General features: G+C 73.5%; 20 protein-coding genes. 12 read left to right on the forward strand and 8 right to left on the reverse strand.

The genetic code is table 11. From position 1 onward, the window contains the following. Positions 1-16: 16 nt before the first annotated feature. Both ACZ34W_RS09200 and ACZ34W_RS09205 read right to left on the reverse strand, forming a co-directional pair. Positions 17-805: a ferritin-like domain-containing protein gene (locus ACZ34W_RS09200; RefSeq protein WP_465602841.1), complete on the reverse strand. Its 789-nt coding sequence runs from the start codon at positions 803-805 to the stop codon at positions 17-19. A gap of 131 nt (positions 806-936) precedes the next feature. Further along, positions 937-2097: an alpha/beta hydrolase gene (locus ACZ34W_RS09205; RefSeq protein ID WP_329489125.1), complete on the reverse strand. Its 1161-nt coding sequence runs from the start codon at positions 2095-2097 to the stop codon at positions 937-939. A gap of 373 nt (positions 2098-2470) precedes the next feature. Here ACZ34W_RS09205 and ACZ34W_RS09210 point away from each other — a divergent pair, with 373 nt between their 5' ends. The 7 genes from ACZ34W_RS09210 (at position 2471) to ACZ34W_RS09240 (ending at position 9117) form a co-directional block, all read left to right on the forward strand. Further along, on the forward strand, positions 2471-4309 hold the full coding sequence (locus tag ACZ34W_RS09210) for a phosphatidylglycerol lysyltransferase domain-containing protein (RefSeq protein WP_465602843.1): 1839 nt from the start codon (positions 2471-2473) through the stop codon (positions 4307-4309). 89 nt (positions 4310-4398) lie between these two features. After that, on the forward strand, positions 4399-5304 hold the full coding sequence (gene folP / locus ACZ34W_RS09215; RefSeq protein ID WP_329489127.1) for a dihydropteroate synthase: 906 nt from the start codon (positions 4399-4401) through the stop codon (positions 5302-5304). Positions 5305-5335: 31 nt separating this feature from the next. Next, the gene (locus ACZ34W_RS09220) at positions 5336-5818 is read left to right on the forward strand and encodes a nuclear transport factor 2 family protein (RefSeq protein WP_329489128.1); all 483 of its coding nucleotides are present in this window, start codon (positions 5336-5338) and stop codon (positions 5816-5818) included. Between the two features lie 246 nt (positions 5819-6064). Further along, on the forward strand, positions 6065-6424 hold the full coding sequence (gene folB, locus ACZ34W_RS09225; RefSeq protein ID WP_329492204.1) for a dihydroneopterin aldolase: 360 nt from the start codon (positions 6065-6067) through the stop codon (positions 6422-6424). A 58-nt stretch (positions 6425-6482) separates the two neighbouring features. After that, positions 6483-7082, forward strand: coding sequence for a 2-amino-4-hydroxy-6-hydroxymethyldihydropteridine diphosphokinase (folK, locus tag ACZ34W_RS09230; RefSeq protein ID WP_329489129.1), 600 nt, complete (start codon positions 6483-6485; stop codon positions 7080-7082). A gap of 236 nt (positions 7083-7318) precedes the next feature. Then, positions 7319-7810, forward strand: a complete 492-nt coding sequence (locus ACZ34W_RS09235) for a DUF3180 domain-containing protein (RefSeq protein WP_329489130.1) — start codon at positions 7319-7321, stop codon at positions 7808-7810. A 122-nt stretch (positions 7811-7932) separates the two neighbouring features. Beyond that, a complete protein-coding gene (locus tag ACZ34W_RS09240; RefSeq protein WP_465602846.1) occupies positions 7933-9117 on the forward strand; it encodes a hypothetical protein in 1185 nt (394 codons plus the stop codon). A gap of 176 nt (positions 9118-9293) precedes the next feature. On the opposite strand, the gene ACZ34W_RS09245 is transcribed toward ACZ34W_RS09240, so the two are convergent. Together ACZ34W_RS09245 and ACZ34W_RS09250 are read right to left on the reverse strand one after the other, a co-directional pair. Continuing rightward, positions 9294-9869 (reverse strand): TerD family protein, encoded by a 576-nt coding sequence (locus ACZ34W_RS09245; protein WP_329489133.1) that lies wholly within the window; start codon positions 9867-9869, stop codon positions 9294-9296. A 125-nt stretch (positions 9870-9994) separates the two neighbouring features. Beyond that, a complete protein-coding gene (locus tag ACZ34W_RS09250; RefSeq protein ID WP_352297329.1) occupies positions 9995-10483 on the reverse strand; it encodes a hypothetical protein in 489 nt (162 codons plus the stop codon). A 92-nt stretch (positions 10484-10575) separates the two neighbouring features. On the opposite strand from ACZ34W_RS09250, the gene arfB reads away from it, so the two are divergent. Beyond that, entirely contained in the window at positions 10576-11007 is a 432-nt protein-coding gene (gene arfB, locus ACZ34W_RS09255) for an alternative ribosome rescue aminoacyl-tRNA hydrolase ArfB (protein WP_329489135.1), read from the forward strand. Positions 11008-11021: 14 nt separating this feature from the next. Here arfB and ACZ34W_RS09260 read toward each other — a convergent pair whose 3' ends face one another. Next, the gene (locus tag ACZ34W_RS09260; protein ID WP_329489136.1) at positions 11022-11549 is read right to left on the reverse strand and encodes a flavin reductase family protein; all 528 of its coding nucleotides are present in this window, start codon (positions 11547-11549) and stop codon (positions 11022-11024) included. 367 nt (positions 11550-11916) lie between these two features. Here ACZ34W_RS09260 and ACZ34W_RS09265 point away from each other — a divergent pair, with 367 nt between their 5' ends. After that, positions 11917-13716, forward strand: a complete 1800-nt coding sequence (locus tag ACZ34W_RS09265) for a GGDEF domain-containing protein (protein ID WP_465602849.1) — start codon at positions 11917-11919, stop codon at positions 13714-13716. A gap of 174 nt (positions 13717-13890) precedes the next feature. Beyond that, positions 13891-14913 carry a carbohydrate-binding protein gene (locus ACZ34W_RS09270; RefSeq protein WP_465602851.1) on the forward strand — a complete coding sequence of 341 codons (1023 nt, stop codon included), beginning with the start codon at positions 13891-13893 and terminating at the stop codon, positions 14911-14913. A 67-nt stretch (positions 14914-14980) separates the two neighbouring features. Here the strand turns inward: ACZ34W_RS09270 and nagA are convergent, their stop codons facing one another. Further along, positions 14981-16183 (reverse strand): N-acetylglucosamine-6-phosphate deacetylase, encoded by a 1203-nt coding sequence (gene nagA, locus ACZ34W_RS09275; protein ID WP_465602853.1) that lies wholly within the window; start codon positions 16181-16183, stop codon positions 14981-14983. Further along, entirely contained in the window at positions 16180-17127 is a 948-nt protein-coding gene (locus ACZ34W_RS09280; protein WP_329489140.1) for an ROK family protein, read from the reverse strand. The genes nagA and ACZ34W_RS09280 overlap by 4 nt, the downstream gene beginning before the upstream one ends. Before the next feature lie 311 nt (positions 17128-17438). Here ACZ34W_RS09280 and ACZ34W_RS09285 point away from each other — a divergent pair, with 311 nt between their 5' ends. Continuing rightward, the gene (locus ACZ34W_RS09285; RefSeq protein ID WP_465602855.1) at positions 17439-18710 is read left to right on the forward strand and encodes an extracellular solute-binding protein; all 1272 of its coding nucleotides are present in this window, start codon (positions 17439-17441) and stop codon (positions 18708-18710) included. Positions 18711-18741: 31 nt separating this feature from the next. On the opposite strand, the gene ACZ34W_RS09290 is transcribed toward ACZ34W_RS09285, so the two are convergent. Then, on the reverse strand, positions 18742-19086 hold the full coding sequence (locus tag ACZ34W_RS09290) for a cupin domain-containing protein (protein ID WP_465602857.1): 345 nt from the start codon (positions 19084-19086) through the stop codon (positions 18742-18744). Between the two features lie 104 nt (positions 19087-19190). Here ACZ34W_RS09290 and ACZ34W_RS09295 point away from each other — a divergent pair, with 104 nt between their 5' ends. Further along, positions 19191-19430 (forward strand): DUF3263 domain-containing protein, encoded by a 240-nt coding sequence (locus ACZ34W_RS09295; RefSeq protein ID WP_329489143.1) that lies wholly within the window; start codon positions 19191-19193, stop codon positions 19428-19430. Positions 19431-19491 lie beyond the last annotated feature (61 nt).

Below are 19491 nucleotides of genomic sequence, written 5' to 3' on the forward strand. Positions count from 1 at the left end.
CCCGGCCCGCGCCGGCTCAGAGCAGCTGGTGCTCCGCGTGCGGCGGGGCCGGGGTGCCCAGGGCGTTGCGGCGCCGGGGCATCTGCAGGGTCACCATCCGCCGCCAGCCGAACGCCCGGTCGTACAGGTAGAGCACGTGGACGCCCGCCGTCACCACGGCGCGCTGCCAGCGCGGCCACCCGAGGATCCGCGCCATCCGGGCCGCCACGGCGAGCCCGACGTCCCGGTGGGTGCGGATCTCGCCGCGCGCGCTGGTCTCCAGGGTGTGCCGGACGTACGGGCCGTGGCCCTCGGCGACCAGCCGCAGCAGCTCCTCGTGGCAGTACGCGAGGTGGTTGTCCTCGTCGGCGGAGATCATCCGCATCGCCCGGCCGAGATCCGGATTGTCGCCGTACACCTTGACCAGCTGGCGCATCTGCTCGGCCGCGCGCTGCTCGGTCACCCGGCTGTGCGCCAGGTAGGTGATGATCTCCCGTTCGGCCAGCGGCACCTCGCTGTTCAGCCGCTCGTGCGAGAGGCCGACGCCCTGGCGCTCCAGCAGCATGCAGTAATCCGCCTCGGCGGGGACGTCGATCCTGGGCAGGCCGCGCTTGTGCAGCAGCTGGGTGAAGATCCGGCCGTGCTTGCGCTCGTCGGCGCCGTGCCGGGCGATCTTGGGAGCGAGGACCGGGTCGCGGGTGAGGGCGGTGATCCGCTCGTTCTCCCAGCCGCCCTGGTCCTCGCCGCCGGCAGCGATGCTGCAGAAGAGCTGATAGGCCTCGTCGTTGCGGTAGATCTCGGTGAAGAGCGATCGGGTGCTGAGCATGGGGCCTCCTGCACGGATCAGGTGTCCACCCGGGCCGTTCGGCCGGGCGGTCGCGATACGTTCCCCGTGGTGGCGGCGGACCGGCCCGACCGGCCGGTAACCACTCGTCCGGCGGCCGTCGCCGCCGGCGGTCAGGTCCAGGTGAGCCGGGCGCTCATCCACTCCAGGGCGGCCGGGAGCTCGCGGATCCAGCTGTCGAAGTTGTGGCCGCCGTCGTCCAGGTAGAGCGACTCGACCTTGAACTGCGGATTGGCGGCCGCGACCTGCTGGGCGAGGTCGACGAACTTCACCGTCTCCGGGTAGTCGGTCTCCTTGCGGGTGCTGATCACCAGCAGCGAGAGGTTCGGCGCGGGGAGGTTCTGCAGCCGCCAGCCGAGGTCGCTCTGGTCGGCCAGCGCCTTGTCGCCGCCGAAGAGGTTGCCGCCGGTGAACTGGTCCTCGGCGACCTTGAAGTCGCCGTGCATCCCCACGCCGTTGCCGTAGACGTCCGGGTAGCGCATCGCGAGCCGCATCGCGCAGCTGCCGCCGGTCGAGAAGCCGAGCACGCCCCAGGACGAGGGTGAGCGGCTGACCCGGTACGCCGAGCGCAGCGCCTCGGGCACGTCCTTGGCGAACCAGGACTCGGCGCGCGGGCCGCCGGGGACGTCGACGCACTCGGTGTCGCGCGGCGGGGCGACGCTCGGCCGGGCCATCACGATGATCGTGGGGGCCATCTTGCCGCCCTTGCGCAGCTCCCAGGCGGTCTGCGGGACGGGCAGGTCCTTGAGCAGGTGCATGGTGGTGCCGGGGAAGCCGGCGATGGTCAGCAGCACCGGGAAGCGCACCATGGCGAGGTTCGGGTCGAAGTACTCGGGCGGCAGGTAGACGAACATCTGGTCGGAGAGGCCGGTCTCCTTGCCCGCCACCCGGACCGATTCGATCTTGCCGACCTCCTCCGGGGGGCCCTTGGGCAGATCGGTCACGGTCTCCAGGCCGCCCTCCTCGGTCGGCTGGACCAGCGCGTCGGAGACCGGGGTGCCGCTGTGGTGGCGCTCGCTGCTGGTGAGCGCGAGCTTGGCGCCGCCGGGGCTGAGCAGGTCGTCCCATGAGGTGTAGAAGCCGAACGAGTTGTTGACCGACAGTGCCAGCACCGCGAGCACCGAGACCTGAGTGACGGTCAGCAGGCCGATCCGGCCGAGCACCGGGAGCGGGCGCTGCCGGGCCAGCCGGGGCCAGAGCCAGAGGGTGGTGAGCAGGGCCGCCGCGCCGAGCGCGAGCAGCGAGTTCACCAGCGCGTCGCTGGTCAGTTCCATGCCGTCGGCCTTCCGGTGGGAAACTCTCGGTGCAGGCTTCATCGTCTGGCGGTGCGTCAGCCACGGCCATCGCGGCTAGGCTGTCCGGACGTCGGGGCAGGCGGAGTCCGGGGCGATCCGACGCAACCGGTCCCCCGGAACGCGGCGTCCACCGTACGTACCGGGTATGCGGGGGTCCGTCGCGCCACGCGGCGGGAAGGCTCCGGCGCCCACCCCTCGGCTCAACCACAGCGTCCGCCGAACACCGGTTTACCCTCCGTTGCCGGATGTTTGGTGTGCGCATTGCCCGATGAAGGAAAAGGCATGAAGGTCCCTCACAACTCCTCCCCCGGAGTGACAGGACTGCAGTCCGCAGCCTCTACGCTGAGCTTCCATGAGCGTTCCCGTGTCCGTTGAGCCGAGCCCCGAGCAGCCGCCCCGCCGCCGCGGCCTGCAGACGCTTCGTACCCAAGCGGCCGCCGTCCCCCGGGCCTGGCTCCCCGGCGCGGTCGGCTACGCCTGTCTGCTGATCGGTCTGGTGGACACCGCCAGCGCGGTGTTCCCCAAGCTCCGGCACACCAAGGTGCACGACTTCGCGGGGCAGCTGCCCGGCGGCACCACGACCCTGGCCGCGGCCGGCACGCTGATGGTCGGCCTGCTGCTGGTGCTGCTCGCCCACGCCCTGCGCCGCCGGAAGCGGCGGGCCTGGCGGGCCGTCTGCGTGCTGCTGCCGGTCGGCGCGGCGCTGCACATCCTGCGCTGGCACCAGATCGGCCCGGCGGTCGTCTCGCTGGTGCTGTTCGCGGTGATGCTGGTGCACCGGCGCGAGTTCTACGCCAAGGCCGACCCCCGGACCCGCTGGCGGGCGGTGGTCAACCTGGTCGTGATGGGGGCGATCAGCGTCGCGCTCGGCCTGCTGGTGGTCTCCACCCGGACCGGGTACGAGATCGGCGACCCGAGCCTGTTCCACCGGCTTGAGCACGTCGGGTACGGACTGTTCGGCTTCGAAGGGCCGGTCGACTACAGCTCGGACCGGGTCTCCGACCAGGTCGCCTACCTGCTCGGCGGGCTGGGCCTGATCACCGCCTTCACCACCGCCTACCTGGCGCTGCGGCCGGAGAAGCCCAAGCCGGAGCTGACCGCCGAGGACGAGGAGAAGGTCCGCGCGCTGCTCGACCGGCACGGCGAGCGCGACTCGCTCGGCTACTTCGCGCTGCGCCGGGACAAGAGCGTGCTGTTCTCGCCCTCCGGCAAGGCGGCGATCTCCTACCGGGTGGTCTCCGGCGTGATGCTCGCCTCGGGTGACCCGGTCGGCGACGTCGAGGCCTGGCCGGGTGCGATCAAGGTCTTCATGACCGAGGCCCGCGAGCACGCCTGGGTGCCGGCCGTGATGGGCTGCAGCGAGGTGGGCGGCGAGGTCTGGACCCGCGAGGCGGGGCTGGACGCGCTGGAGCTGGGTGACGAGGCGATCGTCGACACCGGGACGTTCTCACTCGCCGGCCGGGCGATGCGCAACGTGCGCCAGATGGTCAAGCGGATCGAGCGCAACGGCTACTCCTGCCAGGTGCGGCGGGTCGCCGACCTCACGCCGGACGAGAAGTACCGGGTCGCCGACGCCGCCTCCCGCTGGCGCGGCACCGACACCGAGCGCGGCTTCTCGATGGCCCTCGGCCGCTTCGGCGACCCGGGCGACGACGCCTGCGTGGTGGTCACCGCGCACAAGGCGCCGGAGGAGGGGGAGGACGGCGACGACCTGAAGGCCGTGCTGCACTTCGTGCCCTGGGGGCCGGACGGCATCTCGCTGGAGCTGATGCGCCGCGACCGCGCCGCCGACCCCGGGCTGAACGAGCTGCTGATCGTCGCCGCGCTGCAGGCGGTGCCGGCGATGGGCGTGCGCCGGGTCTCGCTCAACTTCGCGATGTTCCGCTCGGCCCTGGCGCGCGGTGAGCGGATCGGCGCCGGCCCGGTGCTGCGGGCTTGGCGCGGGCTGCTGGTGTTCCTGTCGCGCTGGTTCCAGATCGAGTCGCTGTACAAGTTCAACGCCAAGTTCCAGCCCGAGTGGGAGCCGCGGTTCCTGGTCTTCCCGAACACCCGGGACCTGCCCCGGATCGGGTTCGCCGCGATGCAGGCGGAGGCCTTCATCACCCTCGGCATGCCGCGCTTCGGCCGCAAGCCGCAGCGCCAGGGCCCGCTGCCGGCCCCGGGCCGCCCCGAGGTCACCGAGGCCGCGTAGGCCGTCGCCCGCCCCCGGACCCCCGTCGGAGACCCGGCGGGGGTCCGGTTGTCTCCGGGGGAGCGGGGACTTGAACTGATAATGGGGTTATGAGCACTTCGCTGTCCTTCTCGCTGCCGGCCGGACTGCCGCGGCTCGACCGCTGCTCCGTGATGGGCGTGGTCAATGTGACCCCCGACTCCTTCTCGGACGGCGGGATGTGGCACGACCCCGCCCGGGCCATCGCCCACGGCCTGGCGCTCCGGGCCCGCGGCGCGGACCTGGTGGACGTCGGCGGCGAGTCCACCCGCCCCGGCTCGCAGCGGGTGCCCGAGGAGGAGGAGCTGGGCCGGGTGCTGCCGGTGGTGCGCGAGCTGGCCGACTCCGGGGTGGTCGTCTCGGTCGACACCATGCGCGCCTCCGTCGCGGAGCGGGCCGTCGCGGCCGGTGCCCGGATCATCAACGACGTCTCCGGCGGCCTGGCCGACCCCGCGATGGCCCGGGTGGTGGCCGAGACCGGCGTGCCCTTCGTGGTGATGCACTGGCGCGGGCAGTCCGCCGACATGGACAGCCTGGCCGTCTACGGCGACGTGGTCGCGGACGTGGTCGGCGAGCTCACGGCCCGGATGGACGCGCTGCTGGCGGCCGGCGTCAAGGAGGAGCAGCTGATCCTGGACCCGGGCCTGGGCTTCGCCAAGACCGCCGAGCACAACTGGGCCCTGCTCGGCGGGCTCCCGGCGCTCACCGCGCTCGGCCGTCCCGTCCTCGTCGCCGCATCGCGCAAGCGGTTCCTGGGTACGCTGCTCGCCGACCCGGAAACCGGGGAACTGCGCCCGGCCAGGGAGCGCGACGACGCGACCGCCGCGGTGTCGGTGCTGTCGGCCGGGGCCGGGGCCTGGGCGGTGCGGGTGCACGACGTGGCCGGCACGGCGGACGCCGTCCGGGTGGTCGCCGCCTGGCAGCGGGCGGCCCGGCAGGACCCCTCCGGCCCGTCGGCGGGCCGGAGCGGCAGGTGAAACGGGAGGGTCTGTGGCAGGTGACGGCAGGGTGAGCGGCGAGACCGCGGGTCAGCGCGCCCGGGAAGCGGACCGGGAGGCCGTACTTGAGGCCAACCGGGCGCTGTACGAGGCGTTGGAGAACGGCGATCTGGAGGCCGTCGAGGAGGCCTGGCTGGGGGCCGACGAGGCCGACGACAAGGGCGGCGTGGTCTGCGTGCACCCCGGCTGGCCGGTGCTGCGCGGGCGGGCCCAGGTGACCCGCTCCTACATGTTGATCATGGCGAACACGGAGTACATCCAGTTCATCCTGACCGACGTCGAGGCCGAGGTTCAGGGGGATGTGGCCCTTGTCACGTGCACCGAGAACATCCTTTCCGGCGGCGAGGCGGAGGAGGAGGGCGAACTCGGCCCGCTGGTCGGCGGGAAGGTCGTCTCGACCAATCTCTTCCGCCGCACCCCGGCGGGCTGGAAGCTCTGGTCCCACCACGGTTCACCCGTTCTGACCAGCGGGGACGACGAGGACGAGGACTGACCCGGGGCCCGCTGGGGAAATGCCCGCCGGAGGCGGCCCGGGAATTCCCGGACGGCCACCGAACGTTCACGTCAATCGCCGATCCGGCGTGCGTGGCGTCGGTTCGTGCCGGGTAGGACGGTCAGGCGTTGTCGGCGCTCGCGGGTAGATTCGAAACGCAGTGGCGGCCGTCGTGTCCGCCTCCGCCCTGCCTTCCCCCCGCTTTCCGGGGCAGGGCCCGTCCGAGTGGGAGCAGTGATTCGTTTGCTGGACCGCGTCACCCTGCGGGGCCTGCGTGCCCGGGGTCACCACGGTGTCTTCGAGCGCGAGCGCGTCGAGGGCCAGACCTTCGTGGTGGACCTCGTGCTCCACCTGGACACCCGCCCCGCCGCGTCCGGCGACGACCTCACCCGCACGGCGCACTACGGCGTCGTGGCCGAGGAGGTCACCGCGATCATCGCCGGCGAGCCGGTCGACCTGATCGAGACCCTGGCGCAGCGCATCGCGGACCAGTGCCTGGCGCACGAGGCGGTCGAGGAGGTCGAGGTCACCGTGCACAAGCCCGACGCCCCGATCACCGTGCCGTTCGACGACGTGACCGTGACCATCCACCGGGGCCGCGCATGACCCGCACCGCGTACCCCGTGCCAGCCGCAGAGCCCGTTCCAGTTGTAGGGGAAGCCCGATGAGCACCAGCGACCCGACCGCCTCGCCGAGCACGTTCGACCTGGAGAACCGGGTGGACTCGGCCGACGCCACGCTGCACAGCCAGCGCTGCGCCGTGATCGCCCTCGGCTCCAACCTGGGCAACCGCCTGGACACCCTCCAGGGCGCCGTGGACGCCCTCGCCGACACCCCCGGGCTCAAGATCAAGGCCGTCTCCGGCGTCTACGAGACGGAGGCCCTCGGCGGCCCCGACGAGCAGCCCAACTACTACAACGCGGTGGTGGTGCTGCGCACCACCCTGCCCCCGCGCGACCTGCTGGAGCGCGGCAACGCGATCGAGGACGCCTTCGGCCGGGTCCGCACCGTGCGCTGGGGCCCGCGGACGCTGGACGTCGACATCCTGGCCTACGAGGGCGTCACCAGCGACGACCCGCAGCTGCTGCTGCCGCACCCGCGCTCGCACGAGCGGGCCTTCGTGCTCGCCCCCTGGCTGGACGCCCAGCCGGAGGCCGAGGTGCCCGGCCACGGCCAGGTCGCCGCGCTGCTCCAGGCGCTCGGCGGCGCCGACGCCCAGGGCGTCCGGCGGCGCGAGGACATCGGGCTGACCCTGCCGGAGTAGGCCCCGCCGGCCCGTACGGCCGGGAACTCGGACGAGGTCCCGGCCGTACGAGTAGGTGTCCGCCATCCGCGCGGGTGCCCGCCGGCCCGGGCCCGGTACGGTGGCCTGGCGCCGTCGTACCGTCCGCCCCGCCCCGTCGCCGGGCCGGGGCGCCTCCCAGCCGTCGGCCGGGGGGAGCAGGGCCGGGCCCGGGGGCGGCCGCCCGACACCGCAACCCCGGGAAGGACCACGTCCGAGTGAAGCTGCTTCGCCTCCGTCTGCTGGTCGGCATCACCGCCGCGACCACGGCGCTGTCGTGGGCCGGTGCCAAGCTGTGGGCCTCCCTGGACACCCTGCCCGCGGTGCCGGGTGCGGCTCCGGTGGTACTGGCCGCGGTGGCGGTGATCCTGCTCGCCACGGCGATCTCGCTGCGCTCCCGGCTGAAGGCGGCGCGCGAGCGCCAGCCCGGGGCGAAGGGCGTCGACCCGCTGGGCGCCGCCCGGGCGGTGGTGCTGGCGCAGGCGAGCGCGCTGGTCTCGTCGGTGGTCACCGGCATCTACGCGGGCGCGGGCATCTACCTGCTCGGCGAACTGGACGTGCAGGCCCGCCAGGACCAGGCCGTCACCGCCGGCTTCGCGGTGCTGGCCGGGGTGGCGGTGATCGCGGCGGCGCTCTGGCTGCAGCACGTGTGCAAGCTGCCGGAGGACCACGACGACCCGAGCGGCCCGGCGGCGACCTCGCACCGCTGAGCGGACCCGCTTCGGTGATCATGGGTGAGGGCCCGGGTACAAGCGGTAAAGCTTGCGCAGTGTCAAGGGCCAAAGCGGACCCTGGGCTGACACGGCCCCAATTCGCACGCTAGTTTCTTGGCATGTCTCGCGGACGCCACCGTCATTCCTCCGTCCTCGGCCGGATCCTTCCTCCCACCGCCGCCGGCGTGCTCATCGTCGCCGCGGTGGCCGCGCTGCTCTTCAGTCAGGACACCGTCCTGGTCCGCTCGGTGGGCGTCGCCGCCGTGCTGGCCTCGCTCGGGATCGCCGTGCTGCTGCGCCAGCGCGACCGGGCCGCCCGGGCGGCCGCCGAGGTGTCGGTCGCGCAGCGGCTCCGGGCCGAGGAGCGCTTCGAGGAGCAGCTCGCCGAGGCCGAGTACGCGGCGGAGGTCGCCGAGGAGCGGGCCACCCGCTTCGGGCGGCGGCTGACGGCCGAGAAGTCGCGGCTGGCCAAGGCCGAGACGGAGATCGCCAGGCTGCTGCGCGAGCGCGCCGTGGCGGTCGCCGAGCAGGCGCTCAAGGAGGCCGAGGCGGCCCAGCGGGCCCTCGCGGCCGCCCGCCCCAAGTACCCCGCCAGTCCGGCCGCGTTCGTCCGTGCCGCGGCCGTGCTGCGGCAGCTGCAGCGGCAGGCGGCGGCCCGGGACGCCCAGCGTGAGCGCGCGGCCGGTGCGGAGGTCGCGCTGCGGGCCCGCACCGCGCCGGCGACCGTCCCGGCGTCCGCGCCGGTGGCGCCCGCCCGTCCGGTGCCGGCTCCGGTGGCTCCGGCTGTTCCCACGCCGGCCGCGTCGGTGCCCGCGGCGGCCGCCCCGGCAGCCGTCGCTCCGGCGCCCGCGCCGCGGCCCGGGCTGACGGCGACGGTGGGCCAGCTGGGTGGGACGCCCAGCGCTCCCGTGGTGGCGGCCGAGCGGCAGCGCCCGCGCCCGCAGCAGGCCCGTGGGCAGGGCTTCAGCTTCTTCGGCCGCTCGGGAGCGGCCGGCCGTCCGGCGGCCCCGGCGCCGGCCCTGGGCAGCGTCGCCGAGCTGGGCGAGCGCGCCGACCTGGCGGACGTGGTGGGCGACGAGGCGGTGGCCGCGGTCAGGGCCGTGCCGCCGGCCGCCCTCCCGGACCGGGTGCGGCCCTCGGTCGAGCCGGCCGGCCTCGACCCCGAGGCCGGGCAGGCCGACGCCGTACCGGCCGACGCGGACCAGGACGCCGAGCCGGAGGGCGTCGAGCCGACCGTGGTGGACCTGACCCCGGACGAGGAGACCGAGCTGCTCCAGCTCCCGGAGCTGCGCGCCTCCCGCTGACCCAGCCCGGGCGGCGCCCCGCGCCGCCTCCGCCGCCGCCCCGGCGCGCGTCCCCCCGGTCCGGCGGGGGGGACGCGCGCCGGGGCGTTCGTGGCCGCACCGCCTGGGTGGCGCGCGGCGCGGGAACGGCGAAGCGCCCGGCCTCCGAGACGGAGGCCGGGCGCTTCAGCGTGGCGTCAGAGCTGGACGCCGAAGTCCTGGGCGATGCCCGCGAGGCCGGAGGCGTAGCCCTGGCCGACGGCGCGGAACTTCCACTCGGCACCGTTGCGGTAGAGCTCGCCGAAGATCATGGCGGTCTCGGTGGCGGCGTCCTCGGAGAGGTCGTAGCGGGCGATCTCGGCACCGCCGGCCGCGTTGATCACGCGGATGTAGGCGTTGCGGACCTGGCCGAAGTTCTGCGAGCGGGCGACCGCGTCGTAGATCGAGACCGGGAAGGTGATCTTGACGGCCTCGGCCGGCAGGCCGGCGAGGTTGACGTTGATCGCCTCGTCGTCGCCGGCGCCCTCGCCGGTGCGGTTGTCACCGGTGTGGACGACGGTGCTGTCCGGGGTGCTGGTGTTGTTGAAGAAGACGAAGTGGCTGTTGGACAGCACCTTGCCGTCGGCGTTCAGCACGATCGCGCTGGCGTCGAGGTCGAACTCGGCGCCCGTCGTGGTCCGGACGTCCCAGCCGAGACCGACGGTGACCGCGGACAGGCCGGGGGCCTCCTTGGTCAGCGAGACGTTGCCACCCTTGGAGAGGCTCACTGGCATGGTGTTTGCTGTCCCTTCGTTGCTTTGCCGGGATAACGCGGGAGACCGTGGACTTGGTTCCACGCCGCGCGGCACACATTCTTCGGAGCGGATGACCGGTGGGCAATGGCCGGGGCCGAGCTCGCTCAGATTCGGCGGAAGCGGCCCTGAAGTGACCAGATGTTCGGATTGTCGGCCAGCTCGGGGTGCATGTCGAAGAGATCGGCCAGCGTGTCCTGGAGGAAATCCCGGGCCTCGCGGCGCAGGTCGCCGTGGCGGACCACCGCGGGCGCCTCGTCCGGCAGCCAGGTGGCGCTCACCTCGACCCAGTTGAACCGGCGGGCGAACCGCAGCAGCTCGGTGTTCTGGGTGAAATCGAGGTCGCAGGCCTGCACCCGGGCGGCGCGGCCGCCGTCCGGGTCCCGGTCCAGCTCCTCGACGATGTCGCAGAGCGCCCAGGCGAAGTCCAGCACCGGCACCCAGCCCCAGGCGGTGGAGAGTTCCGTGCCGTCGGCGTCCAGGTAGACGTCGCCGCAGAAGAGGTCGTACCGCAGGGCGTGCACCGAGGCGCTGCGGTAGTCGGTCTGCGGGGGGTCGGGGAAGCGGTTGGAGAGGGAGTAGCCGAGCTCGATCACGTACGCCATTGTCGGGGCTGCGGGCGGTCCCGGATAACCGGGTGACCGGATAACCGCGTGACCGGGGGCGCGGGGCACGGGATGATGGGCGCATGCCCGAGCCCATTCGCGTCCGGGGATCGGTGGTCGTCCCCGACGCCGAGCTCGTCTGGCGCTTCTCCCGTTCCTCCGGCCCCGGTGGCCAGCACGTCAACACCTCCGACACCCAGGTCGAGCTGCGCTACGACCTGGCCGCCTCCGCGGCGCTGCCCGAGGTGTGGAAGCAGCGCGCCCTGGAGCGGCTGGCCGGGCGGCTGGTGGACGGGCGGGTGCTCGTGGTGCGCGCGTCGGAGCACCGCTCGCAGTGGCGCAACCGCGAGGTCGCCGCGGCCCGGCTGGCGTCCCTGCTGGGGGAGGCCACCGCACCGCCGCCGAAGGCCCGCCGGGCGACGAAGCCCAGCCGGGGCATGGTGGAGCGGCGGCTGACCAACAAGCGGCACCGCGCCGAGCTGAAGCAGGGCCGGCGCTCGCCGAAGGGCGAGTAGCGCGTCGGCCGCGGTCAGCCGAGCTGCCGGTAGCCGCCGTGGAAGTAGAGCAGCGGGCGGCCGCCGGCGTTCGGTACCGCGGCCTCCAGGACGCGGCCGAGCAGCAGGGTGTGGTCGCCGGCGGCTATCCGCTGCTCGGTGCGGCACTCCACGGTGGCGAGCGCGCCGTCGATCAGCGGCGCTCCGCTGCGCCGGCCCCGGTGGTGCGGGGCGTCGGCGAACAGCAGCCGGTCGCTGAGCCGGCCCTTCATGGCGAACCGCGAGCCGAGCGCCTTCTGCTCCTCGGCGAGCAGGGAGACCGCCCAGGTGTCGGCGCGGGAGAGCACCTCGTCCATCCGGGAGTCCTCGCGTACGGAGATCAGCACCAGCGGCGGTTCCAGCGAGACGGAGAGGAAGGACGTGGCGGTCATGCCGACGTCCTCGCCGTCCTCCGGGTCGTGGACGGTCACCAGGCTCACGCCGGAGGCGAGCTGGGAGAGGGCCGCCCGGAACTCGTCGGGCGTCGCTTGGGAGGCAGCTTCGGGCTGCGGAGCCGAGTACACGTACCGCACGGTAGTCGGCGGCCGCGCGAAACGGCATCGGGCCGTGGTCGTAGGACCATCGGCGCAGAGGTTACGTTCCGCGCCGAGGCTCACCCTCAGGGGTGAAGTGGAGGGACTGCCGGGCGGCAGGCGGCTTCAGTGCACGGGCAATGCGGCCGACCACCAGAAATGTTCCTATAAAGCCTTATGTCCCGTTATGGGGCGGATGAGCTGATTAAGGGCGCATAAGTGTCGTGTGATTTAAGTCACAAGTGGTGGCCTATTGCTGACCGAGCGTGCCGAACGCTGTGCTCCCTGTGATTCAGTTCTTCTGGCAATCGGACGATAACCATTCAAGAACTATCCGAAGCAGCCGGGGAGCCCCCGCATGGAAGCCGAGTCGGAGCCGTACGTCCGCCTCGCGACCCTCCGCACCTTGCACCGGGTCGTGGCGGACCTCAACGCTGCCCGCAGCCTGGCGGGCACGCTGCAGGCTGTGGTCGAGGGTGCGGTCCACGGGCTCGGATTCGACGCCGCGGCGGTCAGCCTGGTCCGTCCGGACGGCGACCTCGTGGTGGCGGCCGTCTGGGAGCTGGAGGAGAGCGCCATGGGCGGCCCCTCCGTCCTGCTGGGCCAGGTCGGCTCGCGCGAGTCCTGGGACCGGCTGCTCGGCGTCAGCGACCACTGGGGCACCCTGCGCTTCCTGCCCTACGACCGCGGCTGGGCCGTGGCCAGCGACATCCCGCGCTGGATCGGTGACGGCCCGATGCCCGTCTACGCCAACGACTGGCACCCCGCGGACGGGCTGCTCGCCCCGATGTACAGCGCCGGCGGCGACCTGCTCGGCGTGCTCTCGGTGGACCGCCCGCGCAGCGGCAAGCGACCCGGGGCCTGGACCCGCGAGGCGCTGGAGATGTTCTCGCTGCAGGCCTCCATCGCGATCGGCAACGCCCGGCTGCGGGCCGAGATGCAGCGCGCGCTGGCCCGCCTGGAGAAGGAGCAGCAGGCCCTGCGGGCCAGCGAGGAGAGCTTCCGCCAGGCCTTCGAGTACGCGCCCAGCGGGATGGCCATCACCGAGCTGCACGGCGCCGGGCGCGGCCAGCTGACCAGGGTCAACGACGCGCTCTGTCGACTGCTCGGCCGCCCCCGCGCGGTGCTGCGCCAGCAGAGCTTCGCCGACCTCGTCCACCCCGACGACCGGGCCCTGCTGGAGCGCACCAGTGCCGAGAGCGGCCGGGCCGAGCTGCGGCTGTCCCGCCGGGACGGCGGATACCAGTGGGTGTGCCTGCGCAACTCGATCGTCGCGGACGCGGCCGAGGGCCCGAGCTTCCTGCTCACCCACGTCGAGGACATCGAGGACCGCAAGCGCCACGAGCTCCAGCTCGCCCACCGGGCCAGCCACGACGCGCTCACCGGGCTGCCGAACGGTGCCGAGCTGAAGGCCCGGCTGGGTCGGCGGCTCTGCAACGAACCGCAGACGGTCGGCGCCGTCGCCGGACACCCGGCCGGACAGGGCGAGGGGGCGTACTCGCCGGCGTACGGCGGCTACGCCGTCGACTCCTACAGCGCCCACACCGCCTACGAGGGGCTGGACGGGGCCGACCCGCGGACCGGCGGGACGCACGGCTACGGGCTGCCCGACGGCTACCCGGTGGCGGCCGCCGGCTACGGCGAGCACGAGCACGCGGTGGTCCCCGCCGACCACGGCCCGGGCGGGGACGTCTGGTCGGGCCCGTTCCGGTCGGGCGGCGCGGCCGCGGCGGACAAGGGGCTCGCGGTGCTCTTCTGCGACCTCGACGGCTTCAAGTCGATCAACGACCGGTTCGGCCACAACGCGGGCGACGCGGTGCTGGTCGAGGTCGCCCGCCGGCTGAGCCAGGCCGTCCGGGAGGGCGACACGGTGGCGCGCCTCGGCGGCGACGAGTTCGTGGTGCTGGCCGACGGCATCGGCCGCGAGGAGGCCAAGGACCTCGCCCACCGGCTGCGCAACGCGATCATCCCGCCGATGCGGATCGACGGCCGCGGGATGCGGGTCGGGGTCAGCCTCGGCGTCGGCTGGGCCGGCTGCGGGATGAGCATCGAGGAGGTGCTGCACACCGCCGACGAGCGGATGTACGACGAGAAGCGGGCCCGGGGCGGCGCGGTGCGCGGGGCCCGGGGCGAACGCTCCCACCGCCGGGCGGGTTAGGCCCGGACGGCGGCCCGGGCGCCCGGTGTCCCGTGGCGGCGAGGTGAAAGCTACTCGCAGGTTGTCAAGGGGTCTTTTCGGCGGATCGGCTGCGGCAGGTAGGGTTCCCGGGTACGAGCGACCACCACGTGCGCCGAGGGCAGGGAAGTCCGGCGGCGCCACCGCGATGGGGAGTTGACCACCGTGACGACCGCCGGCAGCAACGGAGTGCCCGAGGGCCCGGAGGGCGGTGCCCCCCAGGACGACGATCCCTTCGGCTACCTCTACCGTCCGGCCGGCGGCGGCGCCGCGCAGCCGGCCGAGCCGCAGCAGGGCGTACCCCGTACGTCGTACAACCGGCCGATGGAGGTCGGCCGTGCGCAGTACGGGCAGCAGCGCCAGCAGCCGTACCCGCCGCAGCAGGGCTACCCGCAGGGGCAGCCGTACCCGCCGCAGCAGGCCGAGTACGGCGGTGCGCCCACGCAGCACCAGCCGCCCGTGCCGCACCAGCCCGCGCAGCACCTGGAGTACGGCGGCGACGCGCCCCCCCAGCAGACCCGGTACGCCGAGCGCTCCCGGCCGCAGCCGGGCGAGGAGCGGGCGAGCAGCGGGAGGAGCAAGGGCGCGGTGATCGGCGCGGTGGCGGTGGTCGCGGCCATCGCGATCGGCGCGGGCATAGCGCTCTCCACCGGCGACCCGGACGGCGGCAAGAGCGGAAAGAGCGGCACCCAGACCACGGCCCCGCCGGCCCCGAGCGCCACCACCGCCGGCCCGTCCGCCTCCGGCACGGCCTCGCCCGGCGCCACCGCCACCTCGGGTCCGGCCACCGTCGACGCGGGCCAGCTGCAGGGCCAGAACGCCCCGTCCGGCAACACCGTCAAGGGCGCCAAGTCGGCGGACGGCAGCTACCTGACCCTCCAGCCGGGTGCGACCGTGAGCTGGACCGGCGACATCGCCACGGCCGGCACGTACAAGCTGACCGTGCACTTCAACAACGCGGGCAGCGACGTGAAGGCCTCGGCCGCGGTCAACGGCAAGGACTGGCCGAGCGGGCTGTCGCTCAAGAACTACTCGCCCGGCAAGGACCCGGCGTCCTCCTGGTACACCACGTTCATACTCCCGCAGTTCCAGGCGGGCTCGAACACCGTCGCCATCATGAACCCGAGCGGCGGCCCGGTGCTGATCGACCAGCTGACCGTCGAGCCGTACGGCGGCTGACCGGCGCGCGGACGCGCGACGGCCGCCCGTTCCCGAGGGGGAGCGGGCGGCCGTCGCGCGTCCGGTGTCAGGCGGGCCGCACGGCGGCGAAGGTGTCGCCGCCGGTGATCCACTCGCCCCGGCGCATGACGGCGACGAGGTCGTAGCCGTCGGAGTCGAGGACGACGAGGTCGGCGTTCTTGCCGGCCTCCAGCGAGCCGGTCGAGTCGGCGAGACCGAGCAGGCGGGCCGGGACGGTGCTGAGCGATTCGACGGTCTCGGCCAGGGAGAGGCCGTTGACGGTGACGGAGCGCTTGAACGCGACGTCCAGGGTGAGCGTCGAGCCGGCGATCGCGCCGCCCTCGACCAGCCGCGCGACGCCGTCCTTGACCTCGACCTGGAGCGGGCCGAGGGGGTAGAGGCCGTCGCCCATCCCGGCGGCGCCCATGGCGTCGGTGATCAGCGCGACCCGGGAGGCGCCGGCCGTGCGGTAGGCGAGGTCGAGGACGGACGGGTGCAGGTGCACGCCGTCGTTGATCAGCTCGACGGTGACCCGCTCGTCCTCCAGCAGCGCCACGATCGGGCCCGGGGCGCGGTGGGCGATGCCGGGCATGGCGTTGAACAGGTGGGTCGCGACGGTGGCGCCGGCGTCGACGGCTTCGAGGGTCGTGGCGTAGTCCGAGTCGGTGTGGCCGACGGCGGCGATCACGCCGAGGTCGGCGAGCATCCGCACCGACTCCAGGCCGCCGGGCAGCTCGGGGGCGAGGGTGACCATCTTGGCGTGGCCGCGGGCCGCGTCGACGAGCTTGCGGACCAGCGCCGGGTCCGGGTCGCGCAGCAGGTCGGGGCGGTGCGCGCCGCAGCGGTGGTGGGAGATGAACGGGCCCTCGAAGTGGATGCCGGCCAGGACGCCGTCCTCGACGAGTTCGGACAGCACGCCGGCCTGGCGGGCGACCTCGTCGATCTCGCCGGTGACGGTGGAGGCGACCGTGGTGGTGGTGCCGTGTTCGAGGTGGACGCGGGCGGCCCGCAGGGCCTCCTCGGCGATCCCGGAGGCGTAGGAGGCGCCGCCGCCGCCGTGGACGTGCAGGTCCACGAAGCCGGGGACGACGGTGTACCCGGTCAGGTCGAGATCGCCCGGCCGCGCCGCGCCGCCCGTGATGCCGGCGATCCGGTCGCCCTCGACCGTGAGCCGGTCGCCCTCGACGACACCGCCCGGCAGGACCAGCCGGGCGCCGGCCAGGGCGATGCCCGCGGGCCGGGCCGCCGATTCGATTCGCGCGGTGGTCACGCGGTCACCTCCATGGAGAGCAGATCCCAGGCGAGCAGGCCGGCGCCCAGGGACGCGGCGGTGTCTTTGAGCATGGCGGGTACGACCTCGGGGGGCATCTGGAAGGTCAGCCGCTCGGAAACCGCCGCGCGCAGGGGCGTGAAGAGGGTGTCGCCGGCCTCGGCGAGGCCGCCGCCGACGATCACCGTGGACGGGTCGAGCAGGCTCTGGGCGAGCACGATGCCGTCGGCGAGGGCGTCCACCGCGTGCTGCCAGACCGCGACCGCGCGGGGGTCCCCGGCGTCCACCGCGACGGCGCAGGATGCCGCGTCGGCGTCGGGGTCCCCGCTGGCCGCGGCCCAGGCCCGGGAGACGGCGGAGGCGGAGGCGAGGGTCTCCAGGCAGCCCCGGGCGCCGCAGCCGCACTGCGGCCCGCCCGGGCGGACCACGACGTGGCCGATCTCGCCGCCGTAGCCGTGGGCGCCGGCCTCGATCCGGCCGCCGATGCCGATGGCGCCGGCGATCCCGGTGCCCAGCGCGACGAACAGGAAGCGCTCCACACCCCGCCCGGCGCCGAGGCGGCCCTCGGCGAGCCCGCCGGAGCGCACGTCGTGGCCGAGCGCGACCGGCATCGCGGTGCCGCCCGCCCCGGCCAGGCGCGCGCCCAGCAGTTCGCGCATCGGGAGGTCCCGCCAGCCGAGGTTGGCGGAGAAGACCGCGATGCCGTTCTTCTCGTCGATCGTCCCCGGGACGGCGACGCCCGCCGCCAGCGGGGCGACGCCGAAGCGGCTGCGACCTTCGTCCGCCAGGTCGGCGGCGAAGTCGAGGATGGCGGCGACGACGGCATCAGTGCCGTGCTCCCGCCCGGTCGGTCGGCGTGCCTCGAACAGCACGGAGCCGTCCTGGGCGAGCAGCGCGGCCTTCATGCCGGTGCCGCCTACATCGAGTGCGATGACGTGCTTCACGGAGGACAGTTTCCCTTGGCTGGGTCGGAGAGGTCTAGTCCAGTTGTCGGATTGGTCTGGTCCAAAGTAGGTGAGCTTTGTCGCAGAACCATGGGGTGTGCGGCACTTTGCGCCCGCCCCGAGAGGGCGGTTTTCACGCCGATTCATTGCGCATCGTGCAATGACCTCCGCACTTCGATAACTACCCGGCGGGGACGGCCCACAGGTGTGGACCACTGTGCACCGCATTTGGCAGGGTTGCCGCCTCCCCTCCGCCGGATTCCCCCCTCCGGCCCCCCGCTTCCTTTCACCCCCCGAAGGCGGTACCCGCGTTGATCAGGCGCGCCCAGGCCCCCACCCGGCTGCTCGGCACCGCGCTGGCCGGAGCGCTGCTGCTCACCGGCTGCGGCGGCCAGGACGACAAGACCGTCACCCTCAAGCTCGTGGCGGCCGACTACGGCGAGGACGCGGCCACCAGCTCCAAGCTGTACTGGGACGACGTCGCCCGCCGCTTCGAGGCCGCCAACCCGGACATCCGGATCGACGTCGAGGTGTCGAGCTGGACCGACATCGGCAAGCGGGTCGACGACCTGGTGGCCGCCGGCAAGTCGCCCGACCTGCTGCAGACCGGCGGCTTCGCCGACCAGGCGGTGGCGAACCGGCTGTACCCGGCGGGTGACGTCCTCTCGCTGGAGACCCAGGCCAACATCATGGAGTCGTTCGCGCACGCCGGCCAGGTGCTCGGGACGCAGTACGGCATCCCGTTCGTCTCCTCCTCCCGGGTGCTGTTCTACAACAAGGCGGTCTTCCAGAAGGCCGGGATCACCCAGCCGCCGGCCACCTGGAACGAGCTCCGGCAGGCCGCCGAGAAGATCAAGGCCAAGGTGCCGGGGGTCACGCCGTACGGGCTGCCGCTCGGTCCCGAGGAGGCCCCGGCCGAGTCGATGCTGTGGACGCTGAGCGGTGGCGGCAGCCTCTCCGACGACGTCGGCAACTACACCATCGACAGCACGGAGAACCAAGCCACCTTCACCTGGCTGCGCACCAACCTGGTCGACACCAAGCTGACCAACCCCGATCCCGGGAAGACCAACCGCACGCCGATGTTCACCGACTTCGCGGCCGGGAAGGTCGCGATGCTCAACGGGCACCCGACGCTGCTGCGGATGGCGGCCAAGGGCAAGATCGACTTCGGCACGGCGCCGATCCCGAAGAAGGACGGGCTGGCGAAGACCGGCAGCCTCGGGGTGGCCGACTGGATGATGGCGTTCAAGGCGAACGGGCACCGCAACGAGATCCGCAAGTTCCTCAGCTTCGTGTACGCCAAGGACAACCAGCTCAAGTTCGACGAGACGTACAACCTGCTGCCGGTCACCCAGGACGCCTTCACCGCGGTGACCAAGGACGGGAGGCACGAGGACCTCAAGCAGTTCGCGGCCGGGCTGACCAACGCGAGCTTCTACCCCTTCGGGGACCCGGCCTGGGCGGACGTCAGCAACCGGATCAAGGCGGGGATCGGCGGCGCCGTGACGGGCGACGCCAAGCAGGTGCTGGAGGGGCTCCAGGAGTCCGCGGTGAAGGAGGCGGCCCGGGTCCGCAAGTGACGGATCCCGGGCCGGGCGGCGGGTGCGGACGTCAGAGGGTGATGGCGTAGGCCTTGCGGAGGGTCTCGTGGACCGTCCACGTGGTGCGGTCGCCGGACCGCAGGACGGCGCAGTCGCCCGGACCGACCTCCAGGGTCGGGCCGCCGTCGATCTCGACGGTGGCCCGACCGCTGAGCACCACGAACATCTCGTCGGCCTCGACGTCGGTGACCACGCCGGGGGTGATCTGCCAGATGCCGCGCAGCTGGCGGCCGTCGGGGGACTCGGAGAGCACGCGGCCGGAGACCTCGGGGGTGCCGGAGACGATCTGGGCCGGGTCGAGCGGGTCGGGTTCGAGCTCGGCGGTCGGGATGTGCACGGCGAAGCTGGGCGTCATGGGGGTGACGCTAGCCCGGGCGGGGACGCCGGCGGGGGCGCAAGGTGTGTCGCCTCGCCGGGGGAGAATGACACTCCGTAGTGCTGGACGGAGGTGGGTCGCGGATGGGTGCGGGGACGGACGGGCTCGACGAGCGGGACACGGCGGTGCTGGAGCTCGAAGGGCGGCAGTGGCGGACGGCCGGGGCCAAGGAGCGGGCGATCCGCGAGGAGCTGGGGCTCTCCAGCACGCGCTACTACCAGCTGCTGAACGCCCTGCTGGACCGGCCGGCGGCGCTGGCGCACGCGCCGGTGCTGGTGAACCGGCTGCGGCGGGTGCGGGAGGCACGGCGCGCGGCCCGGTAGCCCGGTGGTCCCGGGCCGCTCGGGCTACCGGGGCGTTCCCGGGTCCGGGGGCGGGTCGGGC

The sequence above is a fragment of the Kitasatospora sp. NPDC022856 genome, from assembly GCF_055561235.1.